Source organism: Chitinophaga sp. W2I13 (assembly GCF_050434005.1).
Classification (GTDB): domain Bacteria; phylum Bacteroidota; class Bacteroidia; order Chitinophagales; family Chitinophagaceae; genus Chitinophaga.
In genome coordinates this window covers 2912513-2931263 of the sequence record NZ_JBNPWD010000001.1, presented here as the reverse complement: position 1 = coordinate 2931263, position 18751 = coordinate 2912513, and the positions used below count along the sequence as shown (strand labels likewise).

Annotated in this window: 20 protein-coding genes; 10 read left to right on the top strand and 10 right to left on the bottom strand. The window is 45.7% G+C overall.

Annotated elements, in window-relative coordinates; genetic code table 11:
- Positions 1 to 14 precede the first annotated feature (14 nt).
- The 4 genes from QFZ48_RS12015 to QFZ48_RS12000 are packed head-to-tail and all read left to right on the top strand — an operon-like array spanning position 15 to position 4598.
- On the top strand, positions 15 to 1355 hold the full coding sequence (locus QFZ48_RS12015) for a sensor histidine kinase (RefSeq protein ID WP_429042727.1): 1341 nt from the start codon (positions 15 to 17) through the stop codon (positions 1353 to 1355).
- 36 nt (positions 1356 to 1391) lie between these two features.
- Positions 1392 to 2066 (top strand): lysoplasmalogenase, encoded by a 675-nt coding sequence (locus QFZ48_RS12010; RefSeq protein ID WP_429042730.1) that lies wholly within the window; start codon positions 1392 to 1394, stop codon positions 2064 to 2066.
- Positions 2067 to 2085: 19 nt separating this feature from the next.
- Complete coding sequence (gene nadB / locus QFZ48_RS12005) at positions 2086 to 3684, top strand: L-aspartate oxidase (RefSeq protein WP_429042732.1); 1599 nt, start codon at positions 2086 to 2088, stop codon at positions 3682 to 3684.
- Positions 3685 to 3737: 53 nt separating this feature from the next.
- On the top strand, positions 3738 to 4598 hold the full coding sequence (locus QFZ48_RS12000; RefSeq protein WP_429062412.1) for a lysophospholipid acyltransferase family protein: 861 nt from the start codon (positions 3738 to 3740) through the stop codon (positions 4596 to 4598).
- A 70-nt stretch (positions 4599 to 4668) separates the two neighbouring features.
- On the opposite strand, the gene QFZ48_RS11995 is transcribed toward QFZ48_RS12000, so the two are convergent.
- From QFZ48_RS11995 to QFZ48_RS11975, 5 genes are all read right to left on the bottom strand, one after another.
- The gene (locus QFZ48_RS11995; protein WP_429062410.1) at positions 4669 to 5184 is read right to left on the bottom strand and encodes a BON domain-containing protein; all 516 of its coding nucleotides are present in this window, start codon (positions 5182 to 5184) and stop codon (positions 4669 to 4671) included.
- Positions 5185 to 5305: 121 nt separating this feature from the next.
- Entirely contained in the window at positions 5306 to 6709 is a 1404-nt protein-coding gene (locus QFZ48_RS11990; protein WP_429062409.1) for an MBL fold metallo-hydrolase, read from the bottom strand.
- 132 nt (positions 6710 to 6841) lie between these two features.
- Entirely contained in the window at positions 6842 to 7201 is a 360-nt protein-coding gene (locus tag QFZ48_RS11985; protein WP_012788619.1) for an ArsR/SmtB family transcription factor, read from the bottom strand.
- A 213-nt stretch (positions 7202 to 7414) separates the two neighbouring features.
- Positions 7415 to 8092 carry a tRNA (adenosine(37)-N6)-threonylcarbamoyltransferase complex dimerization subunit type 1 TsaB gene (gene tsaB / locus QFZ48_RS11980; protein WP_429062407.1) on the bottom strand — a complete coding sequence of 226 codons (678 nt, stop codon included), beginning with the start codon at positions 8090 to 8092 and terminating at the stop codon, positions 7415 to 7417.
- A gap of 10 nt (positions 8093 to 8102) precedes the next feature.
- The gene (locus tag QFZ48_RS11975; RefSeq protein ID WP_429062406.1) at positions 8103 to 8768 is read right to left on the bottom strand and encodes a 3-hydroxyacyl-CoA dehydrogenase family protein; all 666 of its coding nucleotides are present in this window, start codon (positions 8766 to 8768) and stop codon (positions 8103 to 8105) included.
- 98 nt (positions 8769 to 8866) lie between these two features.
- On the opposite strand from QFZ48_RS11975, the gene QFZ48_RS11970 reads away from it, so the two are divergent.
- Positions 8867 to 9250 carry a RidA family protein gene (locus QFZ48_RS11970; protein WP_370908678.1) on the top strand — a complete coding sequence of 128 codons (384 nt, stop codon included), beginning with the start codon at positions 8867 to 8869 and terminating at the stop codon, positions 9248 to 9250.
- Positions 9251 to 9303: 53 nt separating this feature from the next.
- Here QFZ48_RS11970 and QFZ48_RS11965 read toward each other — a convergent pair whose 3' ends face one another.
- Together QFZ48_RS11965 and QFZ48_RS11960 are read right to left on the bottom strand one after the other, a co-directional pair.
- Entirely contained in the window at positions 9304 to 10323 is a 1020-nt protein-coding gene (locus QFZ48_RS11965) for a L,D-transpeptidase family protein (protein ID WP_429062404.1), read from the bottom strand.
- Positions 10271 to 10975, bottom strand: coding sequence for a hypothetical protein (locus tag QFZ48_RS11960; protein ID WP_429062402.1), 705 nt, complete (start codon positions 10973 to 10975; stop codon positions 10271 to 10273). The genes QFZ48_RS11965 and QFZ48_RS11960 overlap by 53 nt, the downstream gene beginning before the upstream one ends.
- Before the next feature lie 166 nt (positions 10976 to 11141).
- On the opposite strand from QFZ48_RS11960, the gene QFZ48_RS11955 reads away from it, so the two are divergent.
- Positions 11142 to 11468 (top strand): cupin domain-containing protein, encoded by a 327-nt coding sequence (locus QFZ48_RS11955; RefSeq protein ID WP_370908680.1) that lies wholly within the window; start codon positions 11142 to 11144, stop codon positions 11466 to 11468.
- Positions 11469 to 11504: 36 nt separating this feature from the next.
- Here QFZ48_RS11955 and QFZ48_RS11950 read toward each other — a convergent pair whose 3' ends face one another.
- The 3 genes from QFZ48_RS11950 to QFZ48_RS11940 form a co-directional block, all read right to left on the bottom strand.
- Positions 11505 to 13055: an Rne/Rng family ribonuclease gene (locus QFZ48_RS11950; protein ID WP_079471283.1), complete on the bottom strand. Its 1551-nt coding sequence runs from the start codon at positions 13053 to 13055 to the stop codon at positions 11505 to 11507.
- A gap of 456 nt (positions 13056 to 13511) precedes the next feature.
- Positions 13512 to 14354, bottom strand: coding sequence for a tetratricopeptide repeat protein (locus QFZ48_RS11945; RefSeq protein WP_079471284.1), 843 nt, complete (start codon positions 14352 to 14354; stop codon positions 13512 to 13514).
- A 24-nt stretch (positions 14355 to 14378) separates the two neighbouring features.
- Complete coding sequence (locus tag QFZ48_RS11940) at positions 14379 to 14666, bottom strand: HU family DNA-binding protein (protein ID WP_073084475.1); 288 nt, start codon at positions 14664 to 14666, stop codon at positions 14379 to 14381.
- Between the two features lie 220 nt (positions 14667 to 14886).
- Between QFZ48_RS11940 and mutY the strand changes: the two genes are divergently transcribed.
- From mutY to QFZ48_RS11920, 4 genes are all read left to right on the top strand, one after another.
- Complete coding sequence (mutY, locus tag QFZ48_RS11935) at positions 14887 to 15960, top strand: A/G-specific adenine glycosylase (protein ID WP_429062400.1); 1074 nt, start codon at positions 14887 to 14889, stop codon at positions 15958 to 15960.
- A gap of 197 nt (positions 15961 to 16157) precedes the next feature.
- Positions 16158 to 16616 carry a single-stranded DNA-binding protein gene (locus QFZ48_RS11930; RefSeq protein ID WP_079471287.1) on the top strand — a complete coding sequence of 153 codons (459 nt, stop codon included), beginning with the start codon at positions 16158 to 16160 and terminating at the stop codon, positions 16614 to 16616.
- Between the two features lie 132 nt (positions 16617 to 16748).
- Entirely contained in the window at positions 16749 to 18092 is a 1344-nt protein-coding gene (gene gldE, locus QFZ48_RS11925) for a gliding motility-associated protein GldE (RefSeq protein WP_429062398.1), read from the top strand.
- 22 nt (positions 18093 to 18114) lie between these two features.
- Complete coding sequence (locus QFZ48_RS11920) at positions 18115 to 18717, top strand: hypothetical protein (protein ID WP_429042759.1); 603 nt, start codon at positions 18115 to 18117, stop codon at positions 18715 to 18717.
- Positions 18718 to 18751 lie beyond the last annotated feature (34 nt).

Below are 18751 nucleotides of genomic sequence, written 5' to 3'. Positions count from 1 at the left end.
CTAAAAGCGCTCCAATGAATCGTTTCAGCATTAATATCAGCTTCCGGGTCATCCTGCTGGCCGCCACGCTCACAGCCGCTATCTGGCTGTTCATGCACGGTATGCAGCCACTCACATTCCTGTTGATCCCGCTGGTGTTTATACAGCTGTACGGCATTTATCATTATCTCAACCGGATTAACCGGAAACTTACCCTGTTCCTCGAGTCAATCCGCTATGAAGATTTTTCTATCCGCTTCAGCGCCGATAATAAGCTCGGCAAAAGCTTCAGTATGCTCAACCACCAGTTCAACGAAGTACTGGAGGCGTTCCGGCAAACCCGCGCAGAAAAAGAAGCTAACCTGAAGTATATCGACACCATTGTGCAGCATATCAGCATCGGGGTATTGTCGTTTGATGCAGAAGGGAAAATAGAACTCATTAATCCCGCCGCTTTCCGCCTGATGGGCATCTACCGGCTGCGTAATATTCACGAACTGAAAACGGTTCATCCAGGCCTGTCCGAATTACTGATGGAATTGTCGTCGGGAAATAAAACACTGTATGCAACAAGGCAAGAACAACAACTGTCTATTCACGCTGCTACCGTGCGGTTACAGGGCCGGCTCATCAAACTTATTTCCATCCAGAATATCCACTCGGAATTACAGAAAAAAGAACTGGAAGCATGGCAAAACCTCACCAAAATATTGCGCCATGAAATTATGAATTCCGTAACGCCCATTGTGTCGCTGATTGGTACCATGCAGGAAATTGTGGACCTGGATATTGCCCCTGGCGCACAACACCAGGAAGGCATTTCCGACCTGCGCGAGGCGCTGCAAACCGTGGAAAGCCGCAGCAAAGGCATCATGAATTTTGTAAATGCATACCGCGATTATACTACCCTTCCGCAACCACAGTTTACCACGGTGAATGTAAGGACCCTGGTAAACTCCGTGAGCAGCCTGTTCCAGGCCGATATGAAGCAGGCAGGCATCCGGTTTTCCGTAGAAACGGACGCCGAAAATATGGAGATCCACGCGGATATATCGCAGTTGCAAATGGTGTTGATCAACCTCGTTAAAAATGCGATGGATGCCCTGGAACATACACCTGAGGCGACCATCAGCATGAAGCTGTATCTTAACAACATCCAGCAGATATGTATTGAAATTACCGACAATGGCCCTGGCATTGATAAAGACGCCATGAACAAAATCTTTATTCCTTTCTTTACCACCAAAAAGAAAGGGTCCGGCATTGGCCTGAGCTTGTCCCAACAGATCATACAAATGCATGGCGGGCAGCTAAAAGTGATGAGTCCGGGTATTAACGGTAACGGTACTACGTTTTATATCCTGTTGAATACTTAACAGAATATTTGTAAATTACTGGTACAATCCCTTTCCATGTTCCGCCCAAAACACCTGATCATTTATTTTCTTGTACTATTGGCTGATATCCTGTTGATTGCCTTTGGCAGCGAGGAATACCGGTATGCCACCAAGCCGCTGCTGATGATTTTACTGGCCGTGTATGTGTTGTATGCCAATGTAAAAATGCCCCGCTCCTTCCGTATTTTTTTGTTGCTGGCATTATTTTTTTCTTCCCTGGGAGATGACCTGTTGTTGTTTGAAAATCTTTTCCTGCCGGGCCTCGGCAGCTTTTTCATTGCACAGGTGATGTATTGTATCTTCTTCCTGAAAATAAGATACAGCAACCTGCCGGTGCCGTTGTGCCGGTATCCGTACATATTCCTGAACGCTGCAGTGATAATCCTGTTCATTCTCTTCCTGCTACCCTATCTGGGCGGTTTAGCCATACCCGTTATCGCGTATTCAATTACCCTTTTCTTCCTGGTGCAATGCGTACTGCATGCCTTTCATTTCCGGCGGCAACCTACGGGCTGGTATGCGCTGGTGGGCGCAATGCTATTCGTCATTTCAGATGCCATGATAGCAGTGGGCAAATTCTATCATCCGTTTCCCGGCGGCGATATCCTGGTGATGCTCACCTATGGTTTTGCACAATGGGGGCTGGTGTATGGCAGTACGGAGTACTTCCGGGTAAAAATTAGCCGGTAATTCTTACTTTTGTCTAACTATGCAGCAAACAGACTTTCTTGTCATCGGTTCAGGAATTGCAGGGCTCACTTATGCGCTCAAGGTATCACAACAATGTCCGGATAAAAAGATTACCATCATCACAAAAAGCCGGGAAGATGAAACCAATACCAAATACGCCCAGGGTGGCGTAGCGGTAGTAAATGACCTGGAGAATGACAGTTTCGAAAAACATATAGACGATACGCTCATCGCGGGCGACGGACTCTGTAACGAACAGATAGTAAAGATCGTGGTGACCGAAGGGCCGGAAAGAGTAAATGAGATCATTGAATGGGGCGCCAACTTCGACAAAAACGCCGACGGCGACTTTTCTCTTGGCCGCGAAGGCGGACACTCCGTTTTCAGGGTAATCCACCACAAGGATATTACCGGTAAAGAAATTGAACGCGCGCTGCTGGACGCCATCCACCGCCGCCCGAATATAGAACTGATCACACACTGCTTTGTGGTAGACCTCATCACCCAGCACCACCTGGGCTACCTGGTTACCAAATCCACACCTGATATAGAATGCTACGGGGTATATGTATTAAACCTCGCTACCAATAAAATTGAAAAGATCCTTTCCAAAGTAACCCTGCTGGCTACCGGTGGCAATGGCCAGGTATACCGCAGCACCACCAATCCGAACATCGCTACCGGCGATGGCGTGGCAATGGTGTACCGCGCAAAGGGCCGTATCGAAAACATGGAGTTCATCCAGTTTCACCCTACAGCCCTCTACCAGCCGGGTGTAAGCCCTTCCTTCCTCATTACCGAGGCAGTAAGAGGCGACGGCGGTATTCTCCGGAATATCCACGGAGAGGATTTTATGCAAAAATACGATCCGCGCCTGTCGCTGGCTCCGCGCGATATTGTTGCCCGCGCCATCGACAGCGAAATGAAGATCACCGGTACAGAACATGTATACCTCGATTGCCGGCACATGGACCTGGAGAAATTTATCCATCATTTCCCCAATATCTATGAAACCTGTAAAGCCGCAGGAATTGATGTGGCCCATCAGATGATCCCGGTATCGCCCGCCGCACATTACAGCTGTGGCGGTATTAAAACCAATGAATGGGGACTCACCTCTATCCGTAATTTATATGCATGCGGCGAATGCGCCAGCACCGGCCTTCATGGCGCCAACCGCCTTGCCTCCAACTCGCTGCTGGAAGCAATGGTATTTGCCCACCGCTGTTTTATGGATGCTACCAGCAAAATAGACCTGCTGGAGTTTAAGGAAAATGTGCCTGACTGGGACGCCACCGGCACCAGCGCCCCCAAAGAAATGATCCTGATCACGCAAAGCCTGAAAGAGCTGAAGCAGATCATGAGCGATTACGTAGGGATTGTACGGACCGATGTACGTTTACAACGCGCCCTCCGCAGGATGGATATCCTGCACGAAGAAACGGAAGACCTCTACGAAAAAACAATGGTATCGCCGCAATTATGTGAACTGCGCAACCTGATTACTGCAGGTTACCTGATCGTAAAAGGCGCCGCCTTCCGCAAAGAAAGCAGGGGACTTCATTTCAATACCGATTATCCGTTTAAGAGCGATCTCGTACAAAACATTGTGCTGTAAGCTAAACGGCTGTCTTTCATTACCTTTGCGTTGGATTTACAACCATCAGGAATATGTATTATCTGCTGCTTGCTTTTTGTTATAGCCTTTCCATATTGCCATTTCCGGTGCTTTACTTCATCAGCGACGTATTATACGTGCTGGTGTACCATGTGATCGGATATCGCAGGAAAGTAGTGATGGAGAACCTGACCCAGGCCTTTCCGGATAAGTCAAAGGAAGAACTCACCCTTCTTGCAAAAAAATATTATCACAACCTTACCGATATGATGGTGGAAACCATCAAACTGCTCACCATGAGTAAAGCGCAGCTGCAAAAACGCTTCCGCTGCGATCTTACGGTATTGCATGAATTATACGCACAGGGTAAAAGCTGCCAGCTGCACCTCGGGCATAACTTTAACTGGGAATGGGCTAACCTGTTTTGCATGCAGGGCGTGGCATTTCCTTTCCTGGTAGTATATATGCCGCTTACGAGCAGGCCGGCCGACCGGATGTTCCGTCATTTCAGGGAAAAATTCGGCACTATTCTCATTCCTGCCAATGATATGGGCAACAGCATGCGGGCATGGACCAACAAACAATACCTGATTGCTTTGGTGGCAGATCAGAATCCCGGTAATCCGCGCAGCTGCTACTGGTACCCGTTCCTCAATAAAATGACGCCGTTCTACAAAGGCCCGGAAATGGGCGCCAGGAGAAGTAATATCCCGGTGGTGTTTGTGGATATCCGTAAAGTAAAAAGAGGTTATTACCATGCTTCACTGAAGCTGGCCTTTGAAAATCCGCAACAGGAGCCCGAGGGCGCCATCACAGAAACCTTTGTAAAATATCTCGAGAAAAATATTCATGAACAACCTGAAGTGTGGGTATGGAGCCACCGGCGCTGGAAACATGAATATAAAGGGAATTAAAAAATAGTTTTTTACAGGAGATGGATACCTGATTATCTCCTGTGCTGCTTCAGGCTTTCACCCGGCTTTCTTACTTGACCTGTACATTATTCGTTACTTTTTTCGTGGAGTACTTTTGTGCGATTTGCAGCATATTATGAACGTTTTTCCTTTTAACGGCTCCGCTGAGGATGACTTCCCCGTCTGAAACAGTAACGGTAACGTTAGTAAACCTGCGGGCAGCGTAAACGGAGTCGAGAGAGCGTTTGAGAATAACATCGGGATCAGGTCCTGCAGGCGATGGCGGTGTTGTTGTGGGTGATGGCGGTGGCGGTGCAACCACGGCTGTTTTCACGGTGATATTATCCTGTACCGACTTCACTCCCTTCACTCCTTTCAGCGCGTCTTCAGCGGCCGATTTGGCCACTTCGTCGCCCACTTCACCACCCAGGATCACGACGCCGTTTTTCACGTCTGCAGTGATGCCGGGAATATGACTCAGCTTTTCATTTACTTCTTCCTTTAGTTCTTCATCTGAAGGTTTACAACCAAACATCAGTATGTTTATAAACATCAGCGAGGCTATTGCCAGGGTTTTGATCGTCATGCCCAAACAATTTTATAGCAAGAAGTTAACAAATACGCAGGGAATCGCCAAAAGAAAACGGGACCGATAAGAAGAAGCCAGTGCTTCTTTTTATCGATCCCGTATAAAAATATGAAGGTAATTAGTTCAATACCGTTTTTTCCTGCACAACCTGTAATCCTTTCTGGTCCTTCATTTTAGCGAAGCCTCCTTCTATGTTACGCAAATTGTGGATGCCTTCTCTTTTCATGAGAGAGCAGGCAATGATGCTGCGGTAACCACCCTGGCAATGTACATACAGGTTGTGGTTATCTTCCAGGTCAGCTAATTTTCCGGGGTCCATCATATCACCGAGGGTAATATTGAGTGCACCTTTGATATGGCCATCCGCAAATTCAATAGGCTTACGAACGTCGATGATCACCAGGTTGGGATCATGCGGAATATCCATTGCCAGTTCATCTGCTTCTACGGTGATGATCAGGTCTTTTGCTTCACCGGCGGTTTCCCATGCAGGATAGCCACCATCGAGGTAGCCTACCACATTATCAAAACCTACGCGGGCCATTCTTACCACGGTTTCCTCTTCTTTACCAACAGGGGTAACCAGGATAATGTCCTGGTCAAACGGCAGGAGGCTGCCCGCCCATTCAGCGAAACGTCCTTCCAGTCCAATGCTGATGGAGCCGGGTACATATCCGTCGCCAAATTCAGTAGCGGGACGGGTATCGAGAATCAGTGCGCCGGCTTTACCTTTTGCTTTGAATGCTGCAGGGGTAAGCGGCTGCATTGCCTTTTCCATTACGGCTTTCAGGGCATCGTATCCTTCCTTGTTTATTTTTGCGTTGATAGGAAAGTAAGATGGCGGCGTAGCTAAGCCACTGGTCACTTCTTCGATAAATTTATCTTTATCTGTAGCCAGCAATGCGTAGTTAGTGGCTTTTTCCTCACCAATGGTGCTGTAGGTGTTTGGTCCCAGGTTTTTGCCGCAGGCAGAGCCGGGGCCGTGTGCCGGGTATACGATTACGGTGTCCGGCAGTGTTTTAATTCGGTTGTTGAGCGAATCGAACAGGTATCCGGCCAACTCTTCTTTGGTGAGGTTGCCGCTGAAAAGATCCGGGCGGCCAACGTCTCCGACAAATAAGGTATCTCCTGTAAATAAGGCATACGGCTGTTGCTGTTCGTCCGATAGCAGGTAACAGGAAGATTCCATCGTATGGCCGGGTGTATGCAGCACCTTAAAGGTTACTGCGCCGATGTCGAATACTTCATTATCTTTTGCTATATAAGCATCGAAGCTTGTTTCTGCATCCGGGCCATATACGATTTTGGCGCCGGTAGCTTCTGCCAGTTCCAGGTGTCCTGAAACAAAATCAGCGTGAAAATGAGTTTCAAAGATGTATTTAATGGTGGCGTTGCGTTCTTTTGCCAGATCGAGGTATACTTCAATATCACGCAACGGGTCAATCACTGCCGCGATCCCGTTGGACTCTATGAAGTATGCCGCTTCCGACAAACAGCTGGTGTACAATTGTTTTACGTACATGGTTTTTGATTTTTACAAATTTACAACTTCTGAGGCTGTACACTTATGGATAAAATCTATACCAAAATAAAAAAGTAGCCCTGGGGCTACTTTTTTATATAATACTTTTCCGTAGTACACGGATCAATGCTTTTAACCAACAAGTTCTTCCACAAACTTCGCCACTTCAGCAATACGTTGCTTGTTGATGGTGTAGTGAATAAACTTACCATCTCTTTCTGTAATTACAATGCCAGCACGCCTTAATATGGCGAGATGTTGCGATGCTACCGATTGTTCCAGACGCAATTTCACGTAAATCTCCGTCACGGTCATTTTCTTGTGATCTTCCAGCAGCTTAATCATCTGCTGGCGCAGCTTATGGTTGATAGCACGTAAAACCATAGCAGCCTTCTTTACGGCAATGTAATCCAATTTGATCTGGTCTTTTTCATTGGTACCTCTAGAAATAATAAGAGTATTAGAAGAGGTAGTTAATAATGTTTTTTCCATCGCATAATAGTTTTAAAAAAATGATGAAATGAAAGGGATCAACGGACAGTACTCGCAAACAGTTAGACAACAACTGCGGTAATCGATTTATACAAAAATATAATATCTATCACAATAAAAAAAATTTCCATACCTTAAATTATCATATATATGCCCCGGATACTTGCAAATTAGATGTAATTTGACTCTCCCATGACAAAACTAAGATATATGTCAGGGCTTTTGAGGAGAATAAAAAGGCTTGAGGTAAAACGGACTGAAATAAGCCAGGTCAACGAATAGCTTTTTTTCATAAGCCTGGGTCGACAGCGGCGCCATATGCGCGGCACTTATCGCGTATTCTGCGAAAATAGCGTTTTTGTGTGAAGATACCATTACTTGCCACTTAGGGCTGCCGTCACCGAAAAAGTAGACCTGCTGCGCCGCCAGGGGGCCATCAAGAGAGTTTGGCTCCAGGATCATTGCCTGTGGCGGCATGATCTCCTGTAAACGGGCATCATACAAGCCCATAAACACTTCCTGCCTGCGGGCGTCCAGCATAGGACAATATAACGCCTGCTCATTTTTTACTTCGGAGATTAAACCCTGCGCCATCATCTGAAGCGTGGAAATGGCCAGCAGTGGCTTATTCCAGGCATAACATAATCCTTTGGCAGTGGCCACGCCTACACGTAGTCCCGTGTAAGAACCCGGTCCGGCACTTACCGCTACCGCATCCAGCTGCGCAGGAGTAATTCCCTGCTCCTTCAATATCTGCTGAACAAACACGATCATAGTAGCGGCGTGGTCCTGCTGCTTTTCATTTACCAGTGTTTGTATCACCTGCCCATCGCGGGAAAGGCTCACAGAGCCTATTGTTGTTGCAGTATCTATATTCAGTATAAGTGCCATGTAAGAAAAATTAAATCGCTTCGTAGGCTGTTTGCAGTGAGGCGGCCACCTGGTACCGGTCGTCTCCGGTAGCATCATGTATAGCTTTTAATACTTCATACACCTGCTTGATGCCTATCCGTTCACTCCATTCAAACGGTCCGTAAGGATAATTGGTACCCAAACGCATGGATGTATCAATATCCTCTGGTGTTGCAGTGCCCTCCTGGGCAGTGAGATAAGCCTCGTTAATAATCATGCAGATCACCCGCGGTGTTACCAGTCCCACCGCATCGGCTACCAGCAAGTACTGCCAGCCGAGCTTATACATGAGGGTATCCAATGTTTCCTTTTGCCCTTCATCCAGCACCGATACTTCCAGTACCGGCATATTCACCATCCCTGTCAAAAAATTACAGCCCATGATATTGAATCCCTGCTCAAACGCATACTGACCAATGATTTCCGTCAGGGAGGTTTTCACTATTCCTGCCAGCACCGGGATACCCGGATTTTTCGCATACACCTGCGCATGATCCGGCCGGTCATCGAAAATAAGATCCAGTACCAGGTCAAAAGGCTTAAGAGATAATACTTCCTCCAGGCTTGTTTTCCATTGTACATCATGATGCTTGGCCATTCCCTTCTCCTGCAATTCATCAAAGCGCTGCGCATCTGCTATTACCAGGATATTCATGCGTTAAATTTCGGCAAACCTAATAAAGAATCATTAATTATAGTACATCTGCTTTCCATACATTGGTGCGTTCTCAATTATTATTTACTTTCGTTTTCATGGAAAAGCAAATCATTAATACCAACAATGCGCCCGCTCCTATAGGGCCTTATAATCAATCTGTGAAGGCAGGTAACACCTTGTATGTATCCGGTCAGATAGCCCTGGACCCCGCTTCCGGCGAACTGATCAAATCAGGTATCGTGGATGAAACCCACCAGGTAATGAAGAATTTACAGGCCGTTCTCACTGCAGCCGGGCTGGGATTCCAGCACATTGTAAAAACCACCATCTTTATAACGGATATGAAAAATTTCCCGCAGGTGAACGAAGTATATGGCAGTTATTTTACCAGCGACTTTCCGGCCAGGGAAACCGTAGAGGTGTCTGGATTACCGAAAGGCGTAAACGTGGAGATCTCTGTAATCGCAGTAGGGGCTTAACTTTACAGCAATGCAGCAGAGGGAAACAGTTGTTCCCTCTGCTGCATTTCCTATTATTTACCAAATAAAGAGGCGGCCAGTTTCTTATCGTGGCCATACACATCATCCCTGAAATTCAGCCGCCCATCGCTATCTACAAAGGCGGTGAAGTATACAATGAACACGGGCACTTTCTCTTTTATCGTCACATACTTCTCTTTGTTTGCATTCAAGGCCTCATCAATTTTCTTTTCTGTCCAGGAAGAATCTCCCCGCAGCAGCCATTCCGCGAGGTGCTTAGGCTCCGCAACCCTGATGCAGCCATGGCTGAAGGAACGCTTGTTTTCTCCGAAGAGGTAACGTGCAGGCGTATCATGAAGATAAATGTTGTACTCATTAGGGAAAAGGAACTTCACTTTGCCCAGTGAGTTTTTACCGCCAGGCTTTTGCCGGACGATGTAAGGGAAATTCGCGCCTGAATACCTCGCGAAATTAATGGAGCCTGGTGAAATAACTTTACCGCTGGCGCCCACTATTTCCATATTCTGACGGGCAAGATAAGCACTGCCACTACGTTTGAGGCCAGGCAGCACTTCTCCGCCCAGGATACCCGGAGGTACATTCCAGTAAGGACTGAACACTACATAACGCAGGTCTTTTGTGAAGATAACCGTGCTGGCGCCCGGTTTGCCCACTACCACGTTACAGCTCCACGATAATTTTCCCTTATCATATACATGCATTCTAAACTGGGGGATATTGACCAGGATGTAATCTGTAGTGGGCTCTAATGGCACCCAGCGTAAACGTTCCATATTAAGCAGGATCTTTTGAATACGGTCCTGTATGGGCGTATTCAATGCATCCAGTACCCCTTTGTTAATGAGGCCATCTTCTTTCAATCCCATTCTCAGCTGAAAATTACGCACTGCAGCGTCCAGGGCAACAGTGAACCGCCGGGTGGTATCGGCTTCTTTCAGGTCGCCATAAGCTTTCAACCTTTCTTTCACGGCGGCGATAACTTCGGAGGAGTCTCCTTTTTTAAAAGCTCTTCTGCGTGGTGCGAATAGAATCCCATTTGGTGGAAGATTCAATCTGCGCCAGCTTTTTCAGCTGCTGACGCAGCATGATATAGTGCCTGTTCACCGGCTCGTCGTCTTCAAAAGCATTATTCTTTTTATTCACCATAGAGTCCAGCAGGCTCTCCATATCTATTTTTTTGCGGGGGATAAACCATTCCAGGTCCTTGGCGGAATCGGCGGTGAGTCCTCCCCATACTTTATTTCCGTAGGCAAAAAATTGCGCCGTAAGCAGCATTTCAATGCGGGGAATAGCAGTATCGCCAGGTTTCAGCCCCACATCACTCACCAGCAGGGTATCTGTGAGCCTTTGCAGGTCAGGGTTCATCAGGCTGCTATCTTTTATACCATAGGCGGCATCGTTCTTCATCATGTTGATGAAGTTGCCTGCCTGTTCGGTAAGACCATCTTTATTAATCCAGGCAAAATGGTAATCGCGTTTGCGGTAAAAGTTGCGAATATATTCGTCGTAGGCGTCATACGATGAATGTGACTGCAGGAAATTATTTACATAATTGCTGTCGAGAGCCTGATCAATATACTCTTCTTTGGTATAGTGAGTAGTATCTCTTGCTTTTGTTCTTTTCCGGGAGCCGCTCTGCTGCTGACAGGCAGCAAAAATAATTAGTGTCAGTAAGGCCAATGAGGAATAGAGACGTATAGTCATAAGCGTAATGGATGTTGAATATTTACTTAAAAACAAACATGACAATCAAACTGTTGGGATCAGAAGGGTATTATGTGGTAAATGTATGAAATATATGTACTTATCGCTTCAGACCGTTGTTAAAATCTGCTGTATCCGTTATATTTAATCTCTAAAAGATATAAAAATGAACAAACCTGCTCCTCTGGATACGATTCCTGTAAAAAATACGATTGCCGGGCATTACGGCCGGTTTGTGCATGGCAGTAAGAGTACATTGGCTTTCTGGGAGATAAAGGCGGGATTTGAATCGCCGGTACATCAGCATCCGCATGAGCAGATCACTTATATAGCCGAAGGTACTTTTGAGATGAGCCTTGACGGGCGGAAGTATACGCTGAAACAGCATGATACGCTGGTGATTCCGCCGGATACACCGCATGGCGGGCGGGCGTTGGAAGATTGTAAGATCATCGACAGTTTCAGTCCTGCCCGGGATGATTACAGATATTAAAAAGAAAAGGTCCTGATGGTATCAGGACCTTTTCTTTTATAATTTGATTTCTTCGTCGTTAGCGTCAAAGAAGCGATATTCAGTAAGATGGTAATTGGAGTCAGCTTTGAGTTTGATCCATTTTTTATATTGGAAGTACCATTTCCATTGTTTGGATGCCAGGAATCCTTTGGTAAGGAAGGCATGCAGTATGGGGTGAACGCGGATGGTGAGGCCTTTGTGTTGGTGATTAAGCAGGTATTGCAGGTTCTTTTCAATGTCTTCGAGGATCAGCATGGATGCACCGATTTTACCGGTTCCTCTGCAGGTAGGGCAATCTTCTGCCACGGAGATGGTGATCTCAGGTTTTACCCGTTGGCGGGTAATTTGCATGAGTCCAAACTTCGAGATAGGCAGGATGGTGTGTTTAGCTCTGTCCTGGGCCATGAATTTCTCCATAGCTTCAAAGATAGCTTTCTTGTTTTCCGGCAGTTTCATATCAATGAAGTCAATGATAATGATACCGCCCAGATCGCGCAGTCTTAATTGCCGGGCTATTTCAGCAGCTGCCTCCAGGTTGGATGCGAGGGCATTTTGTTCCTGGTTGTTGCTGGAGCTTTTGTATCCGCTGTTTACGTCTACAACGTGTAGTGCTTCTGTGGCTTCAATGATGAGATATACGCCGCTGTCGAGGTTCACGGTTTTACCGAAGGAGGCTTTCACCTGCCGGGTAATCCCGAAGTTGTCGAAGATGGGAGAACCGTTGTTGTAATAGTTAACGATATCAGACTTTTCCGGCGCAATCTTTTGGATATACGTTTTGGTGTCAGTGTAGATATTTTTATCGTTTACAACGATGCGGTTAAAGCTCTCATTGAGCAGATCACGGAGGATGCTGGCGGTTTTGGTTTGCTCGCTCAGGATCTTTTGCGGGGCTACGCCTCCACTGAGATTTGCCTGGATATTTTTCCAGGTTTGAACGAGGGTGGTCAGATCTTCGTGTAATTCTGCAGTTTTCTTTCCTTCAGCGGCGGTGCGTACAATAACGCCAAAGTTGGGCGTTTTGATGGCTTCCACGATTTTCTGCAATCTTTTTCTTTCTTCGGAGGAGTGGATTTTTTTAGAAACCGCAACAATATCATTAAAGGGTGTTAACACTATAAATCTTCCGGGTAAAGAAATTTCGCAGCTAAGGCGTGGGCCTTTAGAAGAAATGGGTTCTTTCAGAATTTGTACGAGGATATTGGGTTTACCGCCCAGTACATCCGTAATTTTACCGGTCTTGACTATTTCCGGTTCATTTTTAAATTTGGTAAAATCAAATCCATCGGGCGTTTTATCGCTGATGGCCATTGAAGTAAATTTAAGAATGGAGCGGATATAGGGGCTGAGATCCGTGTAATGTAAAAAGGCATCTTTTTCAAAGCCTACGTCGACAAATGCAGCATTTAAGCCGGGTATCAGCTTTTTCACCTTGCCCAGGTACAAATCGCCTACTGAGAAGTTAGGATTGCCACTTTCGTGATGTAACTCCACTAGCTTCTTATCTTCCAGTAACGCAATTTCCACCCCTGTGGGAGCCGCATTTATAATAAGTTCCTTATTCAAGCGTCCAAAATTTTAACCTTTAAAACTTCACCTTTATGCTATGCACACGGCTATTTAAGAACAGCTTACTGCATACCAAAACAATAGCTCACCTATAAAGTTAGCGTATTTCTTCACGTTCGTGATGAATGGATTGCTTAAGGGTTCAGCGATCACTGCAGGTAATGTCCGGAGAATTCAATTGCGGGATCTATGGAAACAACCTGCATGACTATAGCAATTTAAGAAGTAAATGCTAGAATCATGCAGGATATATGAAAATTTTTATCCGACCACCGCGCCGGGAGCATACCTTGTTAGTATAAATGGCGGGAAACTGGAGTAATTATTTCTTCTTACTTTTATGCCGGTTCTTTCTCAGTCTTTTTTTACGCTTGTGAGTGGCAATTTTATGTCTTTTTCTTTTCTTACCGCAAGGCATACGCTGATACTTTTTTAAATGATTGAAAAATAATATTATTGAATACTTTTAATATAACTATCTACTTCCTTCTTCAGTTCCGGATCGGTCATGAGTTGTTTGCTTTTTTCAAACAGTTCAATCGCTTTCTTTTTATCTCCCTTGCTTCTGTACGATTCTGCCAGCACAAATAACACTTTTGCGTTATCCGGGTGGTTCTTCGCAACGCCTTCCAGTCTTTCGATAGCTTTATCGTACTGACCTGATGTAATAGCCAGGTTAGCTAAAGTAACCTGTGCATCAATATTATCAGGGTGTGCTGCAACGACTTCTCTCAGCTTTGCTACGCCGGTCATAGGTTCGCCGGTGTTCATGTACACCATGGCCTGTGATATTTTCAGCGTATCGTTTGCCGGATTCAATTGTATCGCCTGGTCAAACAAAGTGATTGCCTGCTGGGCCTCCCATTTTGCTACGCGCGGATCTTCTGCATGTTGCAAGTGGGCTAAAAATAAATTGGCTGCAAAGGTGAGGCTTTTTTCGGAATTTTCCAACTTAGCGGCTTCGCCAAGATAATATGCGGCTACGGGCAGCTGGTTGAGGCTGTCCCAGGTGTTGTACAATTGATGGTACGCGGCTATCTGTTGGGTTTTCACATCCCCGCGGACAACATTTGTTTCAATAGTATTTACCTGTAAAAGTTTTTCAGCAGGAATTTTCCCTTTAGCTGTTTCCAGCAGTTCGGAGAAGGCAATAGGTGCTACATCCTGTCCACCCTGCATAGGGGCGGCAGATGACATAGGTTTCTTTTCTGACCGGGGCACAGTACGGCCAAAGGCGAATAATATCACCAATAGTGCTACCGCAGCACCCACCAGAAGAACTTGTGATTTTTGCATCGCCTAAATTATTAGGCTGCAAAACTAAGAACTTTTGAGCTTCTTTACTTCAGCAACAAATTCTTTCGAAGGTTTAAATGCCGGAATAAAGTGCTCGGGGATCTCCACAGCTACGTTCTTCTTGATGTTACGCCCAATCTTGGCGGCCCGTTTTTTTGTGATAAAACTTCCAAACCCACGGATATAAATATGTTCTCCGTTAGCAAGAGCTTCTTTCACCTCTTTAAACATGGCCTCAAGTGTGACTAATACATCAACTTTGGGGATGCCGGTTTTTTCAGCAATGTTGTTAATTAAATCAGCTTTTCTCATATGAAAGCGAGAGGATTACTTTACTCTCAAAGTTAATTTAAAAATTCTAATTGCTGAATTTTAAGCAAATAAATTTTATCATTTTTTCTTATAACTGGTATTGGCGATAAATTATATTTATTTGCAGGCCCGGAAATAGGTATCCGGTATACCTCATAGGGTTTTTGTACAGCATTTGCCATATCAATATACTAAATAATTTTATTAAAATAATATATAAATGATATCACCCCGACAATTTTTTACCGAAAAATTACTGGAATGGAACCGGGAAACGAATACCCGCAACATGCCCTGGAAGGGTGAAAAAAATCCCTACCGGATCTGGTTATCTGAAATCATTCTCCAGCAAACCCGCGTAGAACAAGGCTGGCCATACTATGAGCGGTTTATTCAACGCTACCCCACCGTTGAAAAACTGGCTGTCGCACCGGATGAAGAAGTGTTCCGTTTATGGCAGGGACTGGGATATTATGCCCGCTGTAAAAATATGCTGGCAGCCGCCAGGGAAATTTCGGCTACCTATCAAGGTAAGTTCCCCGACCAGTATGAACAGATTAAAGCGCTTAAAGGAATAGGTCCCTATACGGCCGCAGCCATCGCCTCTTTTGCCTTCAATCTTCCTTACGCCGTGCTGGATGGCAACGTTTTCAGGGTCCTCTCCCGCTATTTCGGGATTGAAACGCCGATCGACAGCACCGCGGGAAAGAAGCAGTTCGATGTGCTTGCCCAGGAACTGCTGCCGCAAGGCCACTCTGCTGAATATAACCAGAGTATCATGGACTTTGGCGCAGTGGTATGCAAGCCCCAGCAGCCCCTTTGCGGGGAATGTGTGCTCCGCAAAAAATGCGTGGCCCTGCATGAACAACTTGTTCCACTTCTCCCGGTAAAAACAAAAAAACTCCTGATCAAAAAAAGATATTTCAATTATCTCCTAGTTCATTATAAGGAAGGTATATATATCCGCAAAAGAACAGATAGCGATATCTGGCAAAACCTGCATGAGTTTGTTCTCATTGAAACAGCTGGTCCGTCGGACATCACCGCGCTGCAATCGTCCGGAGCCTTTGAACCGCTGCTGGGAAAAATGCCTTTCGAAATAGACCGGGTGTCTGCTCCATTTAAGCAACAACTCACCCATCAAACCATTCACAGCCAGTTCATTAGCATCACCGTGAAGAAGGCGCCGGCCATCCCCGGGTATACCCTGGTACCCCGCAACAGCCTGAATAGCTATGCCTTTCCCAAGACCATCACCACTTTTCTGGAAAGTAATCACCTGCAATTATTCTAGTGAACACGCATATAGAATAAAAATATACATTAAGTGTTAAGGCACTTTAGGAATAGTGCCTGGTAACAAAATCCGGCTTAACCTGCTGCCAGTAAGAAATTTTTCCCTATCGATTGGAAAAAAATATTAACTTTAAGAAGGTTGTTTATTTATTAAAAGAAGAACTTTTTAACAATAGACTAAAAAAACCTACAACTATGAGAGGTGTTAATAAAGTAATCCTGATAGGCAATTTGGGCAGAGATCCGGATGTACAGTTTCTGGAAGGGAATATTGCAGTAGCCAAATTTTCACTGGCTACCACTGAAACGTTCAAGGACAGAGCCGGCAAGCTCATTTCACAAACAGAGTGGCATACAGTGGTGCTATGGCGGGGACTGGCTGAACTGGCGCAGAAATACCTGCACAAAGGCAGTCTTGTTTATATTGAAGGCCGCTTGCGCACCCGCAGCTGGGAAGACAAAGAAGGCAATAAGAAATTTGCCACCGAAGTTGTAGGAGATAACCTGGTTATGCTGGATAAACGCATGGACCTCAACAACCAAGATCACCCCATACCTCACCATAGCAGTACAGGGTCAGGCAGTGGAGAAAGCTTTCCGGGACTGGAAATACCACCTTCACTGAACGAACCCGCAGACGATCTGCCTTTTTAGTTGCAAAAAAATATTAAGTTTTGAATGTACGTAATCCCATATAGGGACATTACTTATATTTGCGTGCAGGGAAAGCAATTCCATGAATTACTTTCCCCTATTTTTTGATTAATTACATCAAAGTTGAACATCTTGGGCATCCTTTCGGCAAGCTACGTATCCTATTTTTTACAAGCCAGCGCACCAATTGGCGCCCCTAACGTGGTGGTATTTCTGCTTGTTATTTTTATTCTGCTGCTGCTAACCTTTATTGTTTCCGGTGCGGAAGTAGCTTTCTTTTCCCTTAATCACAAGGATCTGAATGTGCTTAAAACACGCCAGAACGCCTCCGGCAAACTAATTACCCGGTTGCTGGAAAAACCTAAATCACTGCTCGCTTCCTTACAAATCGCAGGTATATTGCTCATGATCGCCTTTATTATGATCACCAATTACCTCGTTACCCAGATGGAAGACCTGCAAACACTGCCGGTAGTATCCCTCCTGGTAAGGATTTCCGCGATCTGTCTCATCTTATTGTTCTTCGGCCAGATACTCCCCAGGGTATGGGCAGCTCAAAACAATATCCGTTTTGCCACCTATTTCGCCTGGTTCGTAAGCGGTGTACATGCCACCATGGAACCGGTCAGCGATTTTTTTGTGGGCCTCAGCACCAGCATTGAAGATCGTTTCTTTCACCGTGGCAGCGGCCCGGTTAATTACCACGAAATTGATGAGGCCATCGAAATGAGCGTGGACGCCACCGCCTCCCAGGAGGAAAAAAATATCCTGAAAGGCATTCTGAAATTTGGCAATATTACCGTAAAACAGATCATGCGCGGCCGTTTGGACGTAAATGGCGTGGAATATGACAGCACTTTCGGCGATATCGTGAAAAGCGTAGCCGACCTGCATTATTCCCGCTTGCCTGTTTATAAGGATAACCTGGATAACATCGTAGGCGTTATCCATACCAAGGACCTGCTGCCTCACCTCGACAAAGGCAACACCTTCGATTGGCACGAAGTAATGCGCCAGCCTTTCTTTGTACATGGCCATAAACTGATCGAAGACCTCCTTTCTGAATTCCAGAGCCGGCGAATGCACTTTGCAGTAGTAGTGGATGAATTTGGCGGTACCTCCGGTATTGTAACCCTGGAAGATATCATGGAAGAGGTAATCGGCGATATTAAAGACGAATTTGATGAAGAAGAATTTAACTACAACAAAGTAGATAACTTCACTTACGTATTCGAAGGCAAAACCATGCTGAACGACGTTTGCCGCATCATGAACATCTCCCCTGAAACATTTGAAACCGTAAAAGGCGAAAGTGACTCTCTCGGTGGTCTTATACTGGAACTGGCCGGAAAATTTCCTGAAGAAAACAGCGTTATTAACTACAATAACTTCGATTTCACTGTACTGGAAGTCAATAAAATGAGGATCCAGAAAGTACAGGTAACCATCAGGCCGGATGCAGCTGATAAAGTGTAACTGCCTGCTAAATAAGCGTAAAATGCCAGCGATTAAAGGAAAGGCCCTCACCCTGCTCGTGGGGCTGATGTGTATATTTGCCGCCTGTGAAAACGTACCCACACCAAAGCCCAGAGGCTATTTCCAGGTGAAATTTCCGGAGAGAAAATACCGCACCTTCGATATGCCCGGATACCCCTATACATTTGAGTACCCGGCATACGCCAATATCATCAAAGACACCTCCTTTTTTGGCGCAGCACCGGAAAACCCGTACTGGATCAATATTGACTTCCCCTCCCTGAACGGGAAAATTTATATGAGCTACAAGATCATCGGCCCCGGTAACAACAGTTTCCGCAAACTGGTAGACGATGCTTTTAAAATGACCTACAAGCATACCTATAAGGCCGAATACATCGACGAAAACAAGATCCATACAGCTAATAACGTAAGCGGCACCTTCTATGAAGTAGGTGGTAATGCCGCCTCTTCAAAGCAATTCTTTGCTACCGATTCCGTAAAACACTTCCTGCGCGGCGCCCTTTATTTTGATGTTACACCCAATGCAGATTCCCTCGCACCCGTTTACCGGTTCCTGGAACAGGATATGTGGCATATGGTAGAAACCCTGCGCTGGAGATAAGCCCTGAATGCTGTAACTTTGTGGTCTTAAATAA

What these genes read in the sequence shown, in the direction of transcription:
- QFZ48_RS12015 (WP_429042727.1), top strand. Translation starts at nt 15, where the DNA reads ATGAATCGTTTCAGCATTAATATCAGCTTCCGGGTCATCCTGCTGGCC.
- QFZ48_RS11990 (WP_429062409.1), bottom strand. Translation starts at nt 6,709, where the DNA reads ATGTACGTAAAACAATTGTACACCAGCTGTTTGTCGGAAGCGGCATAC.
- QFZ48_RS11955 (WP_370908680.1), top strand. Translation starts at nt 11,142, where the DNA reads ATGAACAAACCTGCTCCTCTGGATACGATTCCTGTAAAAAATACGATT.
- QFZ48_RS12000 (WP_429062412.1), top strand. Translation starts at nt 3,738, where the DNA reads ATGTATTATCTGCTGCTTGCTTTTTGTTATAGCCTTTCCATATTGCCA.
- QFZ48_RS11970 (WP_370908678.1), top strand. Translation starts at nt 8,867, where the DNA reads ATGGAAAAGCAAATCATTAATACCAACAATGCGCCCGCTCCTATAGGG.
- mutY (WP_429062400.1), top strand. Translation starts at nt 14,887, where the DNA reads ATGATATCACCCCGACAATTTTTTACCGAAAAATTACTGGAATGGAAC.
- QFZ48_RS11960 (WP_429062402.1), bottom strand. Translation starts at nt 10,975, where the DNA reads ATGACTATACGTCTCTATTCCTCATTGGCCTTACTGACACTAATTATT.
- QFZ48_RS11945 (WP_079471284.1), bottom strand. Translation starts at nt 14,354, where the DNA reads ATGCAAAAATCACAAGTTCTTCTGGTGGGTGCTGCGGTAGCACTATTG.
- QFZ48_RS11985 (WP_012788619.1), bottom strand. Translation starts at nt 7,201, where the DNA reads ATGGAAAAAACATTATTAACTACCTCTTCTAATACTCTTATTATTTCT.
- QFZ48_RS11930 (WP_079471287.1), top strand. Translation starts at nt 16,158, where the DNA reads ATGAGAGGTGTTAATAAAGTAATCCTGATAGGCAATTTGGGCAGAGAT.
- QFZ48_RS12010 (WP_429042730.1), top strand. Translation starts at nt 1,392, where the DNA reads ATGTTCCGCCCAAAACACCTGATCATTTATTTTCTTGTACTATTGGCT.
- QFZ48_RS11995 (WP_429062410.1), bottom strand. Translation starts at nt 5,184, where the DNA reads ATGACGATCAAAACCCTGGCAATAGCCTCGCTGATGTTTATAAACATA.
- nadB (WP_429042732.1), top strand. Translation starts at nt 2,086, where the DNA reads ATGCAGCAAACAGACTTTCTTGTCATCGGTTCAGGAATTGCAGGGCTC.
- QFZ48_RS11940 (WP_073084475.1), bottom strand. Translation starts at nt 14,666, where the DNA reads ATGAGAAAAGCTGATTTAATTAACAACATTGCTGAAAAAACCGGCATC.
- QFZ48_RS11920 (WP_429042759.1), top strand. Translation starts at nt 18,115, where the DNA reads ATGCCAGCGATTAAAGGAAAGGCCCTCACCCTGCTCGTGGGGCTGATG.
- tsaB (WP_429062407.1), bottom strand. Translation starts at nt 8,092, where the DNA reads ATGGCACTTATACTGAATATAGATACTGCAACAACAATAGGCTCTGTG.
- QFZ48_RS11975 (WP_429062406.1), bottom strand. Translation starts at nt 8,768, where the DNA reads ATGAATATCCTGGTAATAGCAGATGCGCAGCGCTTTGATGAATTGCAG.